18 protein-coding genes are annotated in these 18299 nt (G+C 62.9%); 15 read left to right on the top strand and 3 right to left on the bottom strand.

Going from position 1 to position 18299, the window contains the following annotated elements:
* Window positions 1–8 precede the first annotated feature (8 nt).
* The 13 genes from flhF to IWW33_RS19005 all read left to right on the top strand — a co-directional run bounded on the left by flhF (window position 9) and on the right by IWW33_RS19005 (window position 11944).
* Window positions 9–1316 (top strand): flagellar biosynthesis protein FlhF, encoded by a 1308-nt coding sequence (flhF, locus tag IWW33_RS18945; protein WP_046785345.1) that lies wholly within the window; start codon window positions 9–11, stop codon window positions 1314–1316.
* Between the two features lie 93 nt (window positions 1317–1409).
* Window positions 1410–2243, top strand: coding sequence for a flagellar synthesis regulator FleN (gene fleN / locus IWW33_RS18950; RefSeq protein ID WP_011534890.1), 834 nt, complete (start codon window positions 1410–1412; stop codon window positions 2241–2243).
* Window positions 2240–2980 carry an RNA polymerase sigma factor FliA gene (fliA, locus tag IWW33_RS18955; protein WP_012315498.1) on the top strand — a complete coding sequence of 247 codons (741 nt, stop codon included), beginning with the start codon at window positions 2240–2242 and terminating at the stop codon, window positions 2978–2980. Before fleN ends, fliA begins: the two co-directional genes overlap by 4 nt.
* Before the next feature lie 104 nt (window positions 2981–3084).
* Complete coding sequence (locus IWW33_RS18960) at window positions 3085–3459, top strand: chemotaxis response regulator CheY (protein WP_115274187.1); 375 nt, start codon at window positions 3085–3087, stop codon at window positions 3457–3459.
* Window positions 3460–3477: 18 nt separating this feature from the next.
* Window positions 3478–4266 carry a protein phosphatase CheZ gene (locus tag IWW33_RS18965; protein WP_039601990.1) on the top strand — a complete coding sequence of 263 codons (789 nt, stop codon included), beginning with the start codon at window positions 3478–3480 and terminating at the stop codon, window positions 4264–4266.
* A 12-nt stretch (window positions 4267–4278) separates the two neighbouring features.
* Complete coding sequence (locus IWW33_RS18970; protein WP_115274188.1) at window positions 4279–6498, top strand: chemotaxis protein CheA; 2220 nt, start codon at window positions 4279–4281, stop codon at window positions 6496–6498.
* A 46-nt stretch (window positions 6499–6544) separates the two neighbouring features.
* Complete coding sequence (locus tag IWW33_RS18975; protein WP_174142091.1) at window positions 6545–7669, top strand: chemotaxis response regulator protein-glutamate methylesterase; 1125 nt, start codon at window positions 6545–6547, stop codon at window positions 7667–7669.
* A complete protein-coding gene (locus tag IWW33_RS18980; protein WP_012315493.1) occupies window positions 7669–8409 on the top strand; it encodes a flagellar motor protein in 741 nt (246 codons plus the stop codon). Before IWW33_RS18975 ends, IWW33_RS18980 begins: the two co-directional genes overlap by 1 nt.
* 3 nt (window positions 8410–8412) lie before the next feature.
* Entirely contained in the window at window positions 8413–9270 is an 858-nt protein-coding gene (gene motD, locus IWW33_RS18985; RefSeq protein WP_046785341.1) for a flagellar motor protein MotD, read from the top strand.
* A gap of 91 nt (window positions 9271–9361) precedes the next feature.
* Window positions 9362–10153: a ParA family protein gene (locus IWW33_RS18990; RefSeq protein ID WP_046785340.1), complete on the top strand. Its 792-nt coding sequence runs from the start codon at window positions 9362–9364 to the stop codon at window positions 10151–10153.
* Window positions 10150–11025: a CheW domain-containing protein gene (locus tag IWW33_RS18995; RefSeq protein WP_174142090.1), complete on the top strand. Its 876-nt coding sequence runs from the start codon at window positions 10150–10152 to the stop codon at window positions 11023–11025. The genes IWW33_RS18990 and IWW33_RS18995 overlap by 4 nt, the downstream gene beginning before the upstream one ends.
* 42 nt (window positions 11026–11067) lie before the next feature.
* On the top strand, window positions 11068–11547 hold the full coding sequence (locus IWW33_RS19000; RefSeq protein ID WP_003254393.1) for a chemotaxis protein CheW: 480 nt from the start codon (window positions 11068–11070) through the stop codon (window positions 11545–11547).
* Window position 11548: 1 nt separating this feature from the next.
* Entirely contained in the window at window positions 11549–11944 is a 396-nt protein-coding gene (locus IWW33_RS19005; protein ID WP_119687533.1) for a DUF2802 domain-containing protein, read from the top strand.
* A 107-nt stretch (window positions 11945–12051) separates the two neighbouring features.
* Here IWW33_RS19005 and IWW33_RS19010 read toward each other — a convergent pair whose 3' ends face one another.
* From IWW33_RS19010 to IWW33_RS19020, 3 genes are all read right to left on the bottom strand, one after another.
* The gene (locus IWW33_RS19010; protein WP_174142089.1) at window positions 12052–14847 is read right to left on the bottom strand and encodes a DUF6543 domain-containing protein; all 2796 of its coding nucleotides are present in this window, start codon (window positions 14845–14847) and stop codon (window positions 12052–12054) included.
* A gap of 122 nt (window positions 14848–14969) precedes the next feature.
* The gene (locus IWW33_RS19015) at window positions 14970–15302 is read right to left on the bottom strand and encodes an EscU/YscU/HrcU family type III secretion system export apparatus switch protein (protein WP_046785336.1); all 333 of its coding nucleotides are present in this window, start codon (window positions 15300–15302) and stop codon (window positions 14970–14972) included.
* A complete protein-coding gene (locus IWW33_RS19020; protein ID WP_115274192.1) occupies window positions 15299–16855 on the bottom strand; it encodes a flagellar hook-length control protein FliK in 1557 nt (518 codons plus the stop codon). Before IWW33_RS19020 ends, IWW33_RS19015 begins: the two co-directional genes overlap by 4 nt.
* 133 nt (window positions 16856–16988) lie before the next feature.
* Between IWW33_RS19020 and ccmA the strand changes: the two genes are divergently transcribed.
* Both ccmA and ccmB read left to right on the top strand, forming a co-directional pair.
* On the top strand, window positions 16989–17621 hold the full coding sequence (gene ccmA, locus IWW33_RS19025; protein ID WP_174142088.1) for a cytochrome c biogenesis heme-transporting ATPase CcmA: 633 nt from the start codon (window positions 16989–16991) through the stop codon (window positions 17619–17621).
* Entirely contained in the window at window positions 17618–18286 is a 669-nt protein-coding gene (gene ccmB, locus IWW33_RS19030) for a heme exporter protein CcmB (protein WP_039601257.1), read from the top strand. The genes ccmA and ccmB overlap by 4 nt, the downstream gene beginning before the upstream one ends.
* Window positions 18287–18299 lie beyond the last annotated feature (13 nt).

Raw genomic sequence — 18299 nt, forward strand, 5'->3', positions numbered from 1 at the left:
AGTGGGTTATGCAAGTTAAGCGTTTTTTCGCCGCCGATATGCGCCAGGCCATGAAGCTGGTCCGTGATGAGCTGGGCTCCGACGCCGCCATCATCGGTAACCGGCGCATCGCTGGCGGTGTCGAACTGACGGCCGCGCTGGACTACAAACTGTCCGCGTTGGCCCCGCGCGTGCCCAATGCCGAGCTCGAGCACGAGCTGCGCAAGACCCAGACGCGCATCGCCACTGCCCAGGCCGAGCTGGACAACCGCAGTGATGCCACCGAAGGCAGCCGCCAATTGTTCGCCGGCCAGTCGCTGACCGCCTCGCAGCCGTTGATCGAACCGCATGTGGATGTACCGGCCCCTGCAGCACCTGCTGCACCGGCACCGGTTGACCCGCGCCTGTTCGATGCCATGCGCTCTGAGCTGTCGGGCCTGCGCGAGCTGCTGGAAGTGCAGCTTGGCTCGCTGGCATGGAGCCAGCTGCAAGGCAGCAAGCCGGCGCAGGCCAACCTCTGGCGCCGGCTGCAGCGCATCGGCCTGTCCGGGCCGATCGCCCGCGAGTTGCTTGACCTCACCGCCGAAATCGAGGAACCGCGCCAGGCTTGGCGCATGCTGCTGGCGCACTTGGCACGCATGATCGAAGTGCCTGAGATCGAACCGATCGAAGAGGGTGGTGTGATCGCCATGGTCGGCCCCGCCGGCATGGGCAAGACCACCACCCTGGCCAAGCTGGCGGCGCGCTATGTGCTCAAGTACGGCCCGCAGAACCTGGCCCTGGTCAGCATGGACAGTTTCCGCATTGGTGCCCAGGAGCAGCTCAAGACCCTGGGGCGCATCCTCAACGTGCCGGTGACCTATGTAGACCCCGGCCAGTCGCTGGCCCAGGCGTTGGAGCCGCTGCTGCGCAAGCGCGTGGTGCTGATCGATACCGCCGGCCTGCAGGCCAGCGACCCGGCCCTGCGCATGCAGCTGGAAAGCCTCGCCAGCCGCGGCATCGCCTCGAAGAATTACCTGGTGCTGGCCACCACCAGCCAGAAGCAGGTGCTGACGGCTGCCTATCACAGCTACAAACGCTGTGGGCTGGCCGGCTGCATCCTGACCAAACTCGATGAAACGGCGAGCCTCGGCGATGTGCTGAGCCTGGCCATCAGTCATGAACTGCCCGTTGCCTATCTTACCGATGGCCCGCGCATTCCTGACGACCTGCACTTGCCGCGGGCGCACCAACTGGTTACCCGCGCGGTCAATGTGCAGTTGCAGGACGAGCCCAGCGAAGAGGCCATGGCCGACATGTTCGCTGATCTCTATCACAACCCAAGGAGAGCGGGTTGATGATCAAGCGTATGCAAAATACCTACACCAAGGGGGCCGCAGTCATGCCCCACGTGTGGCTTGGGTCCAAGCGAGACAAGGTGAACAACGAACATGGGTAGCATGCATCCCGTACAGGTGATCGCCGTAACCGGTGGCAAAGGTGGCGTCGGCAAGACTAACGTTTCAGTGAACCTGTCCCTGGCGCTGGCCGAGCTCGGCCGCCGGGTCATGCTGCTGGACGCCGACCTGGGCCTTGCCAACGTCGACGTATTGCTGGGCCTGACCCCCAAACACACCCTGGCCGATGTCATTGAAGGGCGCTGTGAGCTGCGCGACGTGCTGCTGCAAGGGCCGGGCGGCGTGCGCATCGTGCCGGCGGCCTCTGGCACGCAGAGCATGGTGCACCTGGCCCCGGCCCAGCATGCCGGGCTGATCCAGGCCTTCAGCGAGATCGGCGACAACCTCGACGTGTTGGTGATCGACACCGCTGCGGGGATTGGTGACTCAGTAGTCAGCTTCGTCCGTGCAGCCCAGGAAGTGCTGCTGGTGGTGTGCGATGAACCCACCTCGATCACCGATGCCTACGCGCTGATCAAGCTGCTCAATCGCGATTATGGGATGAACCGTTTCCGCGTGCTGGCCAACATGGCGCAGAGCCCGCAGGAAGGGCGCAACCTGTTCGCCAAGTTGACCAAGGTCACCGACCGCTTCCTCGACGTTGCCCTGCAATACGTCGGCGCCGTGCCGTACGACGAGTGTGTGCGCAAGGCGGTGCAGAAGCAGCGGGCAGTCTACGAAGCCTTCCCCCGTTCCAAGTGTGCGCTGGCCTTCAAGGCCATTGCGCAGAAGGTCGACAGCTGGCCGTTGCCGGCCAACCCGCGCGGGCATCTGGAGTTCTTCGTCGAGCGCCTGGTGCAGCCCACCAGCGCAGGGCCGGTCCTATGAGTGCGAGCGGGTTCAAGATGTACAGCAAGGCGTCCAAGGACGCCCAGTACGATCTGGTTGAACGCTACGCGCCGCTGGTCAAGCGCATTGCCTACCACCTGCTGGCGCGCTTGCCTGCCAACGTGCAGGTGGAAGACCTGATCCAGGCCGGCATGATCGGCTTGCTTGAGGTGGCCAACAAATACGACGCCAGCAAGGGCGCCAGCTTTGAAACCTATGCCGGCATCCGCATCCGCGGCGCCATGCTCGATGAGGTACGCAAAGGTGACTGGGCACCGCGCTCTGTGCACCGCAACACCCGCATGGTCAGCGATGCGATGCGCGCTGTGGAAGCAAGAACCGGCCGTGACGCTAAAGATCATGAAGTTGCGGCCGAACTCAAGTTGAGTCTCGATGATTACTACGGGATTTTGAACGATACCCTGGGTAGCCGCCTGTTCAGCTTTGACGACCTGTTACAGGACGGCGAGCACGAAGGGTTGCACGAGGAGGGCGCCAGTGGCCAGGTCGAGCCGTCGCGCGACCTGGAAGACGAGCGCTTCCAGGCCGCACTGACCGATGCCATCGCCAACTTGCCGGAGCGCGAGCGGCTGGTGCTGGCGCTGTACTACGACGAAGAGCTGAACCTCAAGGAAATCGGTGAGGTACTGGGGGTCAGCGAATCGCGTGTCAGCCAGTTGCACAGCCAGTGCGCCGCGCGACTGCGCAGCCGTCTTGGGGAATGGCGGGCGCGTTGAGCCCGGGGTCGTTGCAGTCGTTTTCACGTTGTACCGAATTGATTGAATGCGCGCTCGGGGCCGAGCGCGTTTGAGACTGCTTGGAGGTCTAATTGAACAAAGACATGAAAATCCTCATCGTTGACGACTTTTCGACGATGCGGCGGATCATCAAGAACCTGTTGCGTGATCTGGGCTTCACCAATACTGACGAAGCCGACGACGGCACCACGGCATTGCCGATGCTCGAAAGCGGCCATTACGACTTCCTGGTGACCGACTGGAACATGCCTGGCATGTCCGGCATCGACTTGCTGCGCAAGGTACGTGCCCACGACCGCCTGAAGGCCATGCCGGTACTGATGGTGACGGCCGAAGCCAAGCGCGACCAGATCATCGAAGCGGCTCAAGCCGGCGTGAATGGGTATGTGGTCAAGCCGTTCACCGCCCAGGTGCTCAAAGAAAAGATCGAGAAGATCTTCGAACGCGTCAACGGCTGAACAAAGTCAGGGGGCGCCATGGAATCAACACAAACGTCTTTGGGGGAGTTTGAGTCAACCCTGAAGAAGCATGCCCAGGAACTGGTCGAAAGCCTGGAACGGGGCCGGTTCGGCGAGGCGGTGCAGCTGATTCATCAGCTCAACCAGACCCGCGACCGCGGCTTGTATCAGGAAGTCGGCAAGCTCACCCGCGAGCTGCACAGTGCGATCGTCAGCTTCCAGATCGACCCGCGCATGCCGCAGGCCGAGGAAGTCTCGCAGATCACCGACGCCACCGAACGTTTGTCCTATGTGGTCAAGCTTACCGAAGGCGCCGCCAACCGCACCATGGACCTGGTGGAGGAGAGCACGCCCGTGCTCAACGACCTGGCCGCTGAGGCGCAGAACCTGAGTGTCGACTGGCAGCGCTTCATGCGCCGCGAAGTCGCTGCGCCGGAATTCCGCGAGCTGGTCAAGCGTGTCGACAGTTTCCTGACGCACAGCGCTGAAGGTAACCGCAAGGTATCTGGCCACCTCAATGACATTCTGCTGGCTCAGGACTATCAGGACCTGACCGGCCAGGTGATCAAGCGGGTGACCGCGCTGGTGACCGAAGTCGAAAGCAATCTGCTCAAGCTCGTGCTGATGGCCAGTCAGGTCGACCGTTTTGCCGGTATCGAACATGACCACCAACAGCTGCGCGCTGAAAAAGATGAAGAAAAATATCCGGCTCGGGGTGAAGGTCCGCAGATTCATGCCGATAAGCGTGAAGACGTTGTGTCCGGTCAGGACGATGTCGATGATCTGCTGTCCAGCCTGGGTTTTTAAGGAGCACGTTTAATGAGCTTCGGCGCCGATGAAGAAATCCTTCAGGATTTCCTGGTAGAAGCCGGCGAAATTCTTGAGCAACTGTCCGAGCAACTGGTCGAGCTGGAAAGCCGGCCCGATGATGCCGACCTGCTCAATGCGATCTTTCGCGGTTTCCACACTGTAAAAGGGGGCGCCGGCTTCCTCCAGCTCAATGAGCTGGTGGAGTGCTGCCATATCGCCGAGAACGTGTTCGACATCCTGCGCAAAGGTGAGCGCCGGGTCGACGCGGAACTGATGGACGTGGTGCTCGAAGCGCTGGATACGGTCAACAGCATGTTCGGCCAAGTGCGCGAGCGCAGTGAAGTGACCCCGGCCACGCCCGAGTTGCTGGCGGCCTTGGCCCGCCTGGCCGAGCCGGGTAGCGTCGAAGCTGCTGCGCCGGTGGCCGAGGCTGTGCCTGCGCCGGCCGAGCCTGCCGCCGAGGCAGACATCACCGACACCGAATTCGAGCAGTTGCTCGATTCGCTCGATGCGGTCAAAGCCCAAGCAGCGGCTGCCGAACAGCAGCTGCAGGGCGAAACGTTGGCCGGCTCCGGTGACGAGATCACCGACGACGAATTCGAGTCGTTGCTTGACCAGTTGCACGGCAAGGGCCAGTTCTCGGCCGAAGTCGTTGCCACTGAGCCCGTGGCCGCTGCAGCCAGCGCGCCAGCCAGCGACGAAATCACCGACGAAGAGTTCGAGTCGCTGCTGGATCAGCTGCACGGCAAGGGCACGTTCCAGGCGGACGCGCTGCCTGCTGCCGTTGCTCCGGTGGCCGGTGAAGTGCCAGCTGCCGGTAGCGGCGATGAAATCAGCGAGCACGAGTTCGAGGCATTGCTCGATCAGTTGCATGGCAAAGGCAAGTTCACCGGCGATGCCGTGACCGCTGAAGCGCCCGCCGCCGTTGCCACCCCTGTCGCCGCCAAGCCGCAAACCCAGCCTGTGGCCAAGCCGGCACCGGCACCTGCTGCTGTGGCCAAGCCTGCCGCGCCGGCCCGCGCGCCCGCACCGGCTGCCGAGAAGCACGCAGTCAGCGAAGCGGAAACCACCGTGCGCGTCGATACTGCGCGCCTGGACGAGATCATGAATATGGTCGGCGAGCTGGTGCTGGTGCGTAACCGCCTGGTGCGCCTGGGCCTGAACAGCGGTGACGAGGCCATGTCCAAGGCCGTGTCGAACCTCGATGTGGTCACGGCCGACTTGCAGACTGCGGTGATGAAGACCCGCATGCAGCCGATCAAGAAAGTCTTCGGCCGCTTCCCGCGCCTGGTCCGCGACCTGGCCCGCCAGTTGAAGAAAGAGATCAACCTGGAACTGGTCGGTGAAGAGACCGACCTGGACAAGAACCTGGTCGAGGCATTGGCCGACCCGCTGGTGCACTTGGTGCGCAATGCGGTTGACCACGGTGTCGAGATGCCTGAAGAACGTGAAGCCTCGGGCAAGGCGCGTACCGGCCGCGTGGTGCTGTCGGCCGAGCAGGAAGGCGACCACATCCTGCTGTCGATTTCCGACGACGGCAAAGGCATGGACCCTAACATTCTGCGCGCCAAGGCCGTGGAAAAGGGCTTGATGGACAAGGACGCCGCCGACCGTCTGAGCGAGTCGGACTGCTACAACCTGATCTTCGCTCCGGGCTTCTCGACCAAGACGGAAATCTCCGATGTGTCCGGCCGTGGTGTCGGTATGGACGTGGTCAAGACCAAGATTTCCCAGCTCAACGGCTCGATCAACATCTTCTCGGCCAAAGGCCAGGGTTCGAAGATCGTCATCAAGGTGCCGCTGACGTTAGCGATCATGCCGACCCTGATGGTGATGCTGGGCAACCAGGCGTTCGCCTTCCCGCTGGTCAACGTCAACGAGATTTTCCACCTGGACCTGTCGCGCACCAACGTGGTCGACGGCCAGGAGGTGGTGATCGTACGCGACAAGGCGCTGCCGCTGTTCTACCTCAAGCGCTGGCTGGTTCAGGGCCAGGTGCATGAGGAGCAGCGCGAGGGCCACGTGGTGATTCTGTCTGTGGGCACCCAGCGCATCGGCTTCGTGGTCGACCAACTGGTCGGCCAGGAAGAAGTGGTGATCAAGCCGCTGGGCAAGATGCTGCAGGGCACCCCGGGCATGTCCGGCGCCACCATCACCGGCGACGGTCGCATTGCGCTGATTCTCGACGTACCGAGCATGCTCAAGCGTTACGCGGCGCGGCGTATTTGATTTCGGTGGCGCGCCCTTGCCGGCTGCGCCACCTAATGGAGTGTTTATGGCAGTCAAGGTCCTGGTGGTGGATGATTCGGGTTTCTTCCGCCGCCGCGTCTCGGAAATCCTCTCGGCGGACCCGACGATCCAGGTCGTCGGTACCGCGACCAACGGCAGGGAAGCGATCGACCAGGCGCTGGCGCTCAAGCCCGATGTCATCACCATGGACTACGAAATGCCCATGATGGATGGCATCACCGCAGTGCGGCACATCATGCAGCGCTGCCCGACGCCGGTGTTGATGTTCTCCTCGCTGACCCACGAAGGCGCCCGGGTGACCCTCGACGCGCTGGATGCCGGTGCGGTGGATTACCTGCCGAAGAACTTCGAGGACATCTCCCGCAACCCGGAGAAGGTCAAGCAGATGCTGTGCGAGAAGGTTCACACCCTTTCGCGCAGCAACCGTCGTTTCGGTGGTTACGCAAGCCCCGCTGCGGCGGCTGCGCCGGCACCTGCCAGCGTTGCGCACACCGCCACCAGCAGCCTGGCCAGCCCGGCGCCAACGCGCAGCGTGGCGCCTGCCCGTGCGGCGGCGGCGTCAACCCATTCGCCAGCGCCCAAGCGCAAGCCCTACAAACTGGTGGCTATCGGTACGTCGACCGGTGGCCCGGTCGCCCTGCAGCGGGTACTGACGCAACTGCCTGCCGGGTTCCCGGCGCCGATCGTGCTCATCCAGCACATGCCGGCGGCGTTCACCAAGGCTTTTGCCGAGCGCCTGGACAAGCTGTGCAAGATCAGCGTCAAGGAAGCCGAGGACGGCGACTTGCTGCGCCCAGGCCTGGCCCTGTTGGCCCCCGGTGGCAAGCAGATGATGATCGATGGCCGGGGCACGGTGAAGATCCTGCCCGGTGACGAGCGCTTGAACTACAAGCCCTGCGTGGACATCACCTTCGGTTCGGCAGCCAAGTCGTACGGTGACAAGGTGCTGTCGGTGGTGCTTACCGGCATGGGCGCCGACGGCCGTGAGGGCGCGCGCCTGCTCAAGCAGGGTGGCAGCACCGTGTGGGCCCAGGATGAAGCCAGTTGCGTGATCTATGGCATGCCCATGGCCATCGTCAAGGCCAACCTGGCCGATGCGGTGTACAGCCTGGATGAGATCGGCAAGCACTTGGTCGAGGCGTGTGTCTGATGGATGTCCTTAGCCTGATCGGTCTGATCCTGGCCTTCGTCGCCATCGTCGGTGGCAACTTTCTCGAAGGGGGCCATGTCGGGGCGCTGCTCAATGGCCCGGCAGCCCTGATCGTGTTGGGCGGTACCCTGGCGGCGGCGCTTTTGCAGTCACCGTTGTCATCGTTCAAGCGTGCCTTGCAGATCTTGCGCTGGATCATCTTCCCGCCACGGGTTGACCTGGCTGGCGGTATCGACCGGGTGGTGAACTGGAGCCTGACCGCACGCAAGGAAGGCCTGCTGGGCCTGGAGGGTGTGGCCGATGGCGAGCCCGACCCGTATGCCCGCAAGGGCTTGCAGTTGCTGGTCGACGGCGCCGAGCCCGAGGCCATCCGCAGTATCCTCGAAGTCGATTTTCTCACCCAGGAAGGCCGCGATATCCAGGCTGCCAAGGTGTTCGAAAGCATGGGTGGCTATGCGCCGACCATCGGTATCATCGGTGCGGTGATGGGCCTGATCCACGTGATGGGCAACCTGGCCGACCCGTCGCAGCTGGGCAACGGCATCGCTGTGGCGTTCGTTGCCACCATCTATGGCGTGGCCAGTGCCAACCTGATCCTGCTGCCGGTCGCCAGCAAGCTCAAGGCCATTGTCATGCGTCAGTCGCGCTACCGCGAAATGCTGCTCGAAGGCCTGTTGTCGATTGCCGAGGGTGAGAACCCGCGTTCGATCGAGTTGAAGCTGCAAGGCTTCATGGAGTAACCCATGCGTCGCCGTCGCCATACCGAAGAACACGAAAATCACGAGCGCTGGCTGGTGTCGTACGCCGACTTCATTACCTTGCTGTTCGCTTTTTTCGTGGTCATGTACTCGATTTCCTCGATCAACGAGGGCAAGTACAAGGTCATTTCGCAAGCACTGCTCGGGGTGTTCAACGACCCTGAGCGGAGCATGAAGCCAATCCCTATCGGCGATGAGCAACCGCTCAGCATCAAGCCGGCCGAGCCGTTGATCAAGGACAGCGAGCAGACCGACGCAGGCCTTGCGCAGAGCAGCGTCGACCCACTCAAAGCCATCAGTGACGACGTACGCGATGCCTTCGGTGACCTGATCAAGTCCGACCAGATGACCATCCGCGGAAACGAGCTGTGGGTGGAGATCGAGCTGAATTCCTCGCTCCTGTTCGGCAGTGGCGATGCCATGCCCAGCGACAAGGCTTTCGACATCATCGAGAAGGTGGCGAATATCCTCAAGCCGTTCGCCAACCCGGTGCACGTCGAAGGCTTTACCGACAACCTGCCGATCCGTACCGCGCAATACCCGACCAACTGGGAGCTATCTTCGGCGCGGGCGGCGAGCATCGTCCGCCTGCTGGCGATGGAAGGCGTCAACCCGGCGCGCATGGCCTCGGTGGGGTATGGCGAATATCAGCCTGTGGCCGGCAATGACACTGCTGAGGGCCGGGCGCGAAACCGCCGTGTGGTGCTGGTGATCTCCCGCAACCTTGAAGTACGCCGCAGCCTGACCGGCTCCGGCAGTGCCAACGCCACACCGGACGCTGCCTTGCGCCGCGCTGGCACACAAAGTGCACCGGCAACCCCAGCAGCGATGGCGGGGCAGTGACTCGTCAATTCTCTGTCACCGCAAACCCATTGCGGTCCGGAAAACCGGATCGCACAGGGGTCAGCGGCCTCCATGAATCAAGAGTTGTCCTATGAGAGTCTGGGCAGTAGCCAATCAGAAAGGCGGGGTCGGCAAGACCACCACCACTATCGCCCTGGCCGGTTTGCTGGCCGAGGCGGGCAAGCGCGTGGTCGTCGTCGACCTCGACCCGCATGGTTCGATGACCAGCTATTTCGGGCACAACCCCGATGCGTTGGAGCACAGCTGTTACGACCTGTTCCTGCACAAGGGCCAGGTGCCGGACGGCTTGCCCGGGCAACTGCTGCTGCCCACCAGCGACCAGCGTATCTCGCTGCTGCCCTCGAGTACCGCATTGGCGGTGCTGGAGCGTCAGTCGCCGGGGCAGAGTGGCCTGGGCCTGGTGATCGCCAAGAGTCTGGCGCAGCTGTGGCAGGACTTCGACTTCGCCCTGATCGACAGCCCGCCGCTGCTCGGGGTGCTGATGGTCAATGCACTGGCCGCCAGCCAGCAACTGGTGATTCCGGTGCAGACCGAGTTCCTCGCGGTCAAGGGCCTGGAACGCATGATCGGCACGCTGGCCATGATCAACCGTTCGCGCAAGCAGGCCTTGCCGTACCAGATCGTGCCGACCCTGTTCGACCGCCGTACCCAGGCCTCGCTGGGTACGCTGAAAGTGCTACGTGATGCCTATGAGCATCAGGTATGGCAGGGCTACATTCCGGTCGATACGCGCCTGCGCGATGCCAGCCGCAACGGCGTCACGCCGTCACAGTTCGATGGCAAGAGCCGCGGCGTGATCGCTTACCGGGCACTGCTCAAGCACCTGCTCACCTACAAGACTGCAGTACAGGTGGCTTCATGACGGTGAAGACCGGTACCCTGCCGCAACTGGCCCTGCAATCCTATCTGGATGGTCTGCTGCAGGAAGCCACCGAGGCTGAGGGCATTCTTGACCTGCCGGCTGCGAGCGACGAATTTGCCGCTGCCGTGCGCGAAGAACAGGCCCGAGATGCGCAGCCGCAGGTCCAGAGCCCTGCAGTCAGCATCCCGGCAAGGCCTTTTGCCGAACCGCAGGCCGGGGTGCTTGCGACCGTCTTGCCGGTCGAAGCGCCGGTCGTGGCGGTGGTCGAGACCAAGGTGGTGGCCGAAGCCGCCATTCCTGTACTGACCCAGGTTCAATCGCCCGAGCCCGTCGCGCCGCTGGTTGAAGTCAACCTGCCCGCGCCGAGTGCGCCCGTGCCACCGGCAACGGTCGATGGTCGCCCGGCCTGGGCGGCCGAGCCCTTCGAGTGCCTGCTGTTCGACGTCGCCGGGCTGACGCTGGCGGTGCCGCTGGTGTGCCTGGGCTCTATCTACAGCCTGGAGGGCCAGGAGCTGACGCCGCTGTTCGGCCAGCCGGACTGGTTCCTTGGCATCCTCACCTGTCAGGCGGGCAACCTGAAGGTGCTGGACACGGCGCGCTGGGTCATGCCGGATCGCTACCGGGACGATTTCCGCCAGGGCCTGCACTACGTCATTTCCGTTCAGGGCTACGAATGGGGGCTGGCGGTGCATCAGGTCAGCCGTTCGCTGCGCCTGGACCCGTCCGAGATCAAATGGCGCAGCCAACGTGGCCAGCGACCGTGGCTGGCCGGCACGGTGATCGAACACATGTGTGCGCTGCTGGACGTCGCCGAACTGGCCGAGCTGATCGCCAGTGGCGCGGTCAAGCAGTTGCATGCCAAACACAAATAACTGCGAACACACCGCCATCGGCGGAATTTGAGGGCTAGGGGAATGAAAAAGTCGTCTGCACAAGGTTCGGAAGATCCGATTCTGCAATGGGTAACCTTCCGTCTGGACAACGAGTCCTACGGCATCAATGTCATGCAGGTGCAGGAAGTCCTGCGCTACACCGAGATCGCCCCGGTACCGGGTGCGCCGAGCTACGTGCTGGGTATCATCAACCTGCGTGGCAATGTGGTGACAGTGATCGATACCCGTCAGCGCTTCGGCCTGATGCCTACCGAGGTGACCGACAACACCCGTATCGTCATCATCGAGGCTGACAAGCAAGTGGTCGGCATCCTCGTCGACAGCGTCGCCGAGGTGGTCTACCTGCGTCAGTCGGAGATCGAGACTGCGCCGAACGTGGGTAACGAAGAGTCGGCCAAGTTCATCCAGGGTGTATGCAACAAGAATGGAGAACTGTTGATCCTGGTCGAGCTGGACAAGATGATGACCGAGGAAGAGTGGTCCGAGCTGGAGAACATCTGAGTTGATTTTCGAGGTTGCTGTCATCTTCCTGGCGCTGTTGTGGGCGCTGAGCCTGTGGTTCTTCCTCAACTACAGCAAGCGCCAGCGCGAACTCGCTGCCCAGCAGGCCCTGGGCGATGCGGTGCGTGACCAGCGCATCAAGGACCTGGCCAAGCGCCTGGATGACTACCAGAACGGTACCGTGCGCATGGGTGAAGCCATCCATGAGTTGCGCGCGGTGGTGGCCACCTTGCCAGACCGGTTGGAGCGTCTGGAGCAACGCGACCCGAGCAATGTCACCTTCAGCCAGGCGGCCAAACTGGTAGGGATGGGGGCGAGTGTGTCGGAGTTGACCGAAAGCTGCGGATTGACGCAAGCCGAGGCCGAGCTGATGAGCAAGTTGCATCGCAGCGAGTAGTTGAAGCAGCGAGTAGTTGAAAAGGCGACCCAGGTCGCCTTTTCCTTTTCTGTACCGGCTCGTTCAAGCCAGTCTGCGGCTCACACAAACCCTAATGAATATGCCGCTCAGGGCCTGACCCAGGAATTGAATCCGCCGATCCTGGCAATCCGGTCAAGCGGGAGCATCTGCCTTTGCACCGCCCGCAAGTCAGTAAGGTTCACGAACTGCCATGAGTGGGTTCGGGGGAAGGCGTACAGGTTGATGATCTGGCGCATGACGCCGAGCTCTGGCAGGTGGCGATCGACCATGTCGGTGAGCAGCCTCGGCCCGGTGAGGCGGCAAAGGGTCTGGGCATATTGATAGAAGCCGTGCGGGTCAGTTTGCAGGGTAGGCTTGCTGTCGTAGAAGCCTGGTTCCTCCAGGTAGCGCGCATGCATCTCTTCGAGGATTGCCCTTAGTGTCGGATTACCCGCATGGCTGCCTATCAGGCTGCTGTTATAGAGGGTGTTCATGCCCATTTTTTCATTGGACACAGGGGGGTAGAGCAGCAGGCCGCTTTCGGTGGTGGCGAGTGTCACGTCATCAAGCCGCTCACCCGGCTGCCCCCTGGGTACACCGTCGATGACCGAAGGGTACTCACCCGGTGCCAGCAATGCATCGTCGATGTCCATGTACAAGCCTCCCTCGTGCTCTAGCAGGGCAAAGCGCAAGATGTCTGCGGCGGAGGCAAAGTTGCTGGCCACGCCGCCGTTCCCGTCGATCGCCGCCTGATACTGGGTGTAGTTGTCGCTGCCCCGCAAGCTTGCATAGAACGGCTGGTCTTCAAGTGCCAGTACCTCGACCCCCGGGGCATGCGCTGTCAGGCGAGCCAGGTTTTCCTGGAAGGCAGCAGGCTCGGCCCTGGAAAGATAGAGACGCAGCGCGTACTGCGTATCCTGCACTTTCAGGGCGTTGCTGGCGACGTTGTCGATCAACAAGTCCGGAATGACCTTGTCGCCCACCCACACGTTGAGGATCTGCTTGGGGATCGGGCGCAGGTCTGCGGCGTGTGGCGCGGGCAAATCGATGGGGAGCTCCAAGTCCACGCCCAATGCACGCAGGGTTGCCATGCGCATGGCATTGGTGACCGGACGCGTTCGCACATCTACTTCAACCAGGTTGAGCGAGCCCGGCGTTGCGATGTAATAGGTCGGCTCGACCTCATTCAGATCGCTTTCCAGGCGAAAGGCATCAGCCTTCATGTCATAAATCACTTCTGCGTGGTAACCACCGATCATTGCTGCGAGCAGGTCAGGCGTGCCGTCGTAGCGAGGCGTCCTGACAATCGCCCCGGCAACGTCAGTGTTTGCCTCAGCAAGCGGAGCAATAGGGTCCGGTATATGGAAATAATCAGCCACTTCGGCCAGCGGCAGGTGGGGTGGCGTGGTGGGGCTCAGGGGGTAGCCAAGTTTCCCGTTTACTCTGCTGGGTAGCACGAAACCATCGTTTTTGATGCGCAGCAGCGTGGGGGCTTCGGACAAGCCGGCAGTGATCAGCGGCGCGGCATTGAGCAACCCGAAGACCGACGTACTGACGCCTTCGGCTTTCTGTTGTGCGCTCTTGCCTTCAATGGCCTGGTCCAGGCCCAGGCCAAACTGGGCGACGCCGCCCAGGGCGAACAGCGGGGCCAGCTCGGGTACCACCAAAGCCAGAGGGGCCAGCAGGTTGATCGCTGAGTTCAGGTAGCCGCGCCACCTGGCCTTGGTCACCTCACGGTCGCTGGTGATGATGAAACTCGCATCCTGGTAGCTGCGCTGCTTCTGGCGTTTGGCCAAGGTAAGGAACAGGTCGCCCTGGATCAGCGGGCTGTAGTCCTTGGCCTTGTAGTTGATGTAGTCCTTTGGTGGCCAGATGCCTTCTGCCGTGAAACCGGGGCGGTTGCTGTCCAGGTGATAAGGCTCTGGATAGCTGCCAAGGCCGCACAGGGCAGTGTGAAGGCCGCTGTAGCTCAAGCCGTCTTCGCGGTCAGCGAGCGTGAAGTGGGCTTGAAGTGCATCGCGTTTGTCGGGTGCGCGGCATTGTTCGGCGAACCAGTCCAGCAGGGCCTGTTTGCCCCTGAACTCATGCAGCGGCGAAGCGTTGCCCGGAATGTAGAGCAGAACCAGGTCGCTGACGGCGTCGTTGATACACAGCAGGTCGGTGGCCGCATAACCGTACACATTCAGCAGCCTGGCCCGCACCCTCGGTTTGCTGCTGGCCGTGCCGTCGCTGCGCAGTACCGGGGCCGCAGCTTCCAGGCCGCATGCCTGCCAGGCCAGTTGCCTGCCAGCGTCAGTGAGGCTGCCTTCGGCCACTTGCTTGTTGCAGGCGGCGATGAAGTTGATTTTTGCACCGATGCGGTAGTGGTCCAGGTGAGCATCCCAGTAGCTGTCGAGCATCGACTTGTAATGCCCGTGCAAGTCCAGTTCCCAGATAAAGGACTCAAAGGCCTCGGCGTCCAGTGGTACATGGGTGCTGGCGTTGTATTGCTGCTTGTCGCTATGCCTGAACAGGCCGTTGTAGACGCCATACGGTGAGTGGTTGCCCAGCAGGCTTTGGTCGCGCAGGCTGTCGACGATGGTCAGCGGGCCATCGGGTAGATGTCCGGCCCAAGGCGCACCGATTGCCGCGCCCAGCCAGTTGTTGGCCGATTCACCTTGCCAGTTCGACAGCACCGCTTGGGTCAGTGTCATTTTCTGCGCAATGACGGCAACCCAGCCGAGCTTGGGGTTGAACTGGCAGTGCAGCGTGACGGCATCGACCCTGTCAGGGTCAAGGTCTATGGCGCGTTCTTTGGCCCACTGGCGTATGGCGTCGGCTGCTGCCCGGTCCGGGCGCGGAAAACCGGCGAGGCTGTCGCGCACATATTGCACACCCTTGGCATTTACGTATCGGTTCTTCATGGTATTCACTTTCGCAGCGGGGAAGGGCTGGCAAAAGTGACTTGTGCAGAGAGGGGGGTGGGGCTAATTAATTGTGGGGTTGTTCACCGGCCTTTACCGATGCGCCCGCGCGCCTCACCGTATCAACCCGAGGGCAGACGCAATGTTTGCGGGGTGATATCACGGCTTGGGGCTGGCTCGTCGTCGAAGCCAACAGGGACTTTGCCGCGCAATTGCCAGGCGAAGGCGATGATCTCGGCGATGGTCAGGTACAGCGCTTCGGGAATCTGCTCGCCCAGCTCCAGGCGAGCCAGCAGGCGCACCAGCTCGGCGTTCTCGTAGATCGGCACTTCATGTTCACGTGCCAGCGCCAGGATGGCCTCGGCCAGTTCATCGTCGCCTTTGGCACTCAGGGTGGGGGCTTGCTGGCCATCGTAGCTCAGGGCGATGGCCTGACGCGGTTGCTTGCTGCTCATGCGGTTTCGTCCACCCAGCGTTGTTCCACACGTGTGCGCGGCCCTTGAGGCGGGATGCCGGGATGACATTCGAGGTCGCCAACGTCCAATCCGCGGGCCAGAAGGCGTTCACGCAGCGCGCCGAGCTGGCTGTCGATCAGTCGGGCGGTTTGTTCACGTTCAGCCCACAACTGGCCGGACAGCCGGCCCTGGCTCAGTTGCGCCTGGACCTGCAGGGGGCCGAGCGGTGCCAGGTCGAAGGCCAGGTCGATGCGCCACAGGGCCTGCAGCGGGTCCTGATGTTCCCGCTCCCGGTCGGCTTGTTGCTGCGCGGTTTCCTCGCGCTGCAGCTTGACCTGAAGCGGAATGAAGTCCAGGCCATGGCGCACGGGTATCTCGGTTTGCCAGGTGGTCTGCAGGTTGCCGTTTTCCAAGCTGCCGGATTGTTGCAGGCTGCTCAGGGCGTGGCTTTGCAGGCGCGAGATGGCCGCAGCGGCGAGGCGCAGCAGCTGCTGCAGGTCGCCTTCGTGTTCCATGGCCTGCAGCAACCGGGAGGGCAGCGGAAACCCGCCTGGCTGTTGCTTCGGGCTCGCCCGCTCGAGCATGCCCAGGGCGCCGCGTGCCATGGTTGGCAAAGCCTGGGCCAAGGTGGTGGAGGCGACGGCTGGACTTGCCGGTGCGTACGCCGAGGCCTGGGCCACCAGCCTGATCAGATGGGCCTTCAGGTCGGTTGCCACGTGTGCGCTCTGGCCGCCAAGCAGTTTCGCTTCAAGGAATGCCCCGCTGTTGCTCAAGGCCTGGGCAAACGCTTTGCCATCGCCCAGTTGGCGAGCGTCCGGCAGGCTGGCCAGCAGGCGCTCGGCGCTGGTGCGCAGTTCGCCGTTGCCGCTCTGGTCGCTGGCTATTCGCTGCAAAGCGTTGAGCAGGCCGGGCAAGGAGGCCTGGCGGCCCTGTTGGGTGAGCAGCTGCTGGGCGATGTTCAATTGCTCCTGACGGCCGCTGAGCGGCACGAAGCGTAGCGACTGGTCGCCTTGCACCAGCGCGCTGAGCAGGCTGCCGACCGGCAACGGGCGCGGGCTGTCGATGGTCAGGACGGCGCCTGCCTGTGCGCTGTTGAGCAAGCTCACCAGCGCGCGAAAGCTGGTGGCGGCACCAGGGCCAAGGGCAAGTGCCTGGTTGGTCAGGACCTTGCCTTGCAGGAGGGTGCCGACAGGCACCTTGCTGGTATCGAGTTGAGTGAGGAGGGTGACGTTGCTGGCGCTGGCCTGTTGCACCATTACCGCGAGGCGGTTGCTCTCTGGCTGGCTGACGGTGATCTGGCTGCCTTGGGGGATGGGTTGGCTGGTGGTGACCTGCAGCTGGTCCTGCTTGCCGTTGGCCTGGATCAGCTTGAGCACCAGTTGAAACTCGCCACCTGACTGGCGCAGCGTCAGTACCTCGGCCTGGGCGGTCTCGCCAGGCTTGAGCAGCCCGGGTTGTGCCTGGGTCAGGTTCAGCAGCTCGCCGGTCAGCGCCGCCTTGATCGCCTGCGGGTTGACGACGTTTTGTGCGCCGAGACTATTGATTTCAGTCATGATTGTATACAACCTGTCGAGCCCGCCCTCTTGGCAGCGGGGCAGCGCATGTAATAATGCCGGCCGTCCGCCACTGCCAGTATAACGGCAGCCAGGGGGGCGACTTGAGCCGTAAACTGGATAAGGCGAAACCGTGACCCTTCACCTCCAAGCCGTGGGCCTGGCCTGCGAGCGCGACTGGCGCCTGCTGTTCGAGCACCTGGATTTCGAGCTGCGGCCAGGCGACATGCTGCAGATCAGCGGCCCCAACGGCAGCGGCAAGACCAGCCTGCTGCGCCTGTTGGCCGGGCTGATGCAGCCGACTGCCGGGCAGATCCTGCTGGGCGGCAAGCCGTTGGCCGAACAACGCCATGCGCTGGCCAGCATCCTGCTGTGGATCGGCCATGCTGCCGGTATCAAGGACTTGCTCAGCGCTGAAGAAAACCTGGCCTGGCTGTGTGCCTTGCACCAGCCTGCCACAGCCGAAGCGATCTGGGCTGCTCTGGAAGCGGTCGGCTTGCGCGGTTTCGAAGATGTTCCCTGCCATGCCTTGTCTGCCGGGCAGCAGCGCCGTGTAGCGCTGGCCCGGCTGTACTTGCACAGCCCGCCGTTGTGGATCCTCGATGAACCCTTCACCGCGCTGGACAAGCAAGGGGTCGCGCAGTTGGAGGCCCATCTGGCACGCCATTGCGAGCGCGGCGGCACGGTGGTGCTGACCACCCACCACACGCTTGACCAAAAGCCCTCCGGCTATCGCGAACTGAACCTGGGGCAATGGGCGGCATGAGCGTATTCATTCTGTTGTTGCGCCGTGAAGCGCGCCTGTTGTTCCGCCGCCCGGCGGAACTGGCCAACCCTTTGGTGTTCTTCGCTATCGTGGTGGCGCTGTTCCCGCTGGCGGTTGGGCCGGAAAGTCAATTGTTGCAAACCTTGTCGCCCGGCTTGGTCTGGGTGGCGGCCCTGCTGGCAGTGCTGCTGTCGCTCGATGGCCTGTTTCGCAGCGATTTCGAAGACGGCTCGCTGGAGCAGTGGGTGCTGTCGCCGCACCCTCTGGCAGTGCTGGTGCTGGCCAAGGTGCTGGCGCACTGGATCTTTTCCGGGCTGGCGCTGGTATTGTTGGCGCCACTGCTGGCACTGATGCTGGGGCTGCCTAGCCATTGCCTGCCGGTGCTGCTGGGCTCGCTGTTGCTGGGTACGCCGGTGCTGAGCCTGCTGGGTGCGGTAGGTGCGGCGCTGACGGTTGGCCTCAAGCGCGGTGGGTTGCTGCTGGCATTGCTGATTCTGCCGTTGTATATCCCTGTATTGATCCTGGGCAGTGGTGCGTTGCAGGCGGCGTTGCAAAATATGCCGGCGACCGGCCATCTGCTCTGGCTGGCCAGCCTTACGGCCCTGGCGGTGACACTGGCACCCTTTGCGATAGCGGCCGGCCTGAAGATCAGCGTCGGTGAATAACGAGTCCCGGGCT

The sequence above is a fragment of the Pseudomonas sp. M2 genome (assembly GCF_015751845.1).
GTDB classification, from domain to species: domain Bacteria; phylum Pseudomonadota; class Gammaproteobacteria; order Pseudomonadales; family Pseudomonadaceae; genus Aquipseudomonas; species Aquipseudomonas putida_E.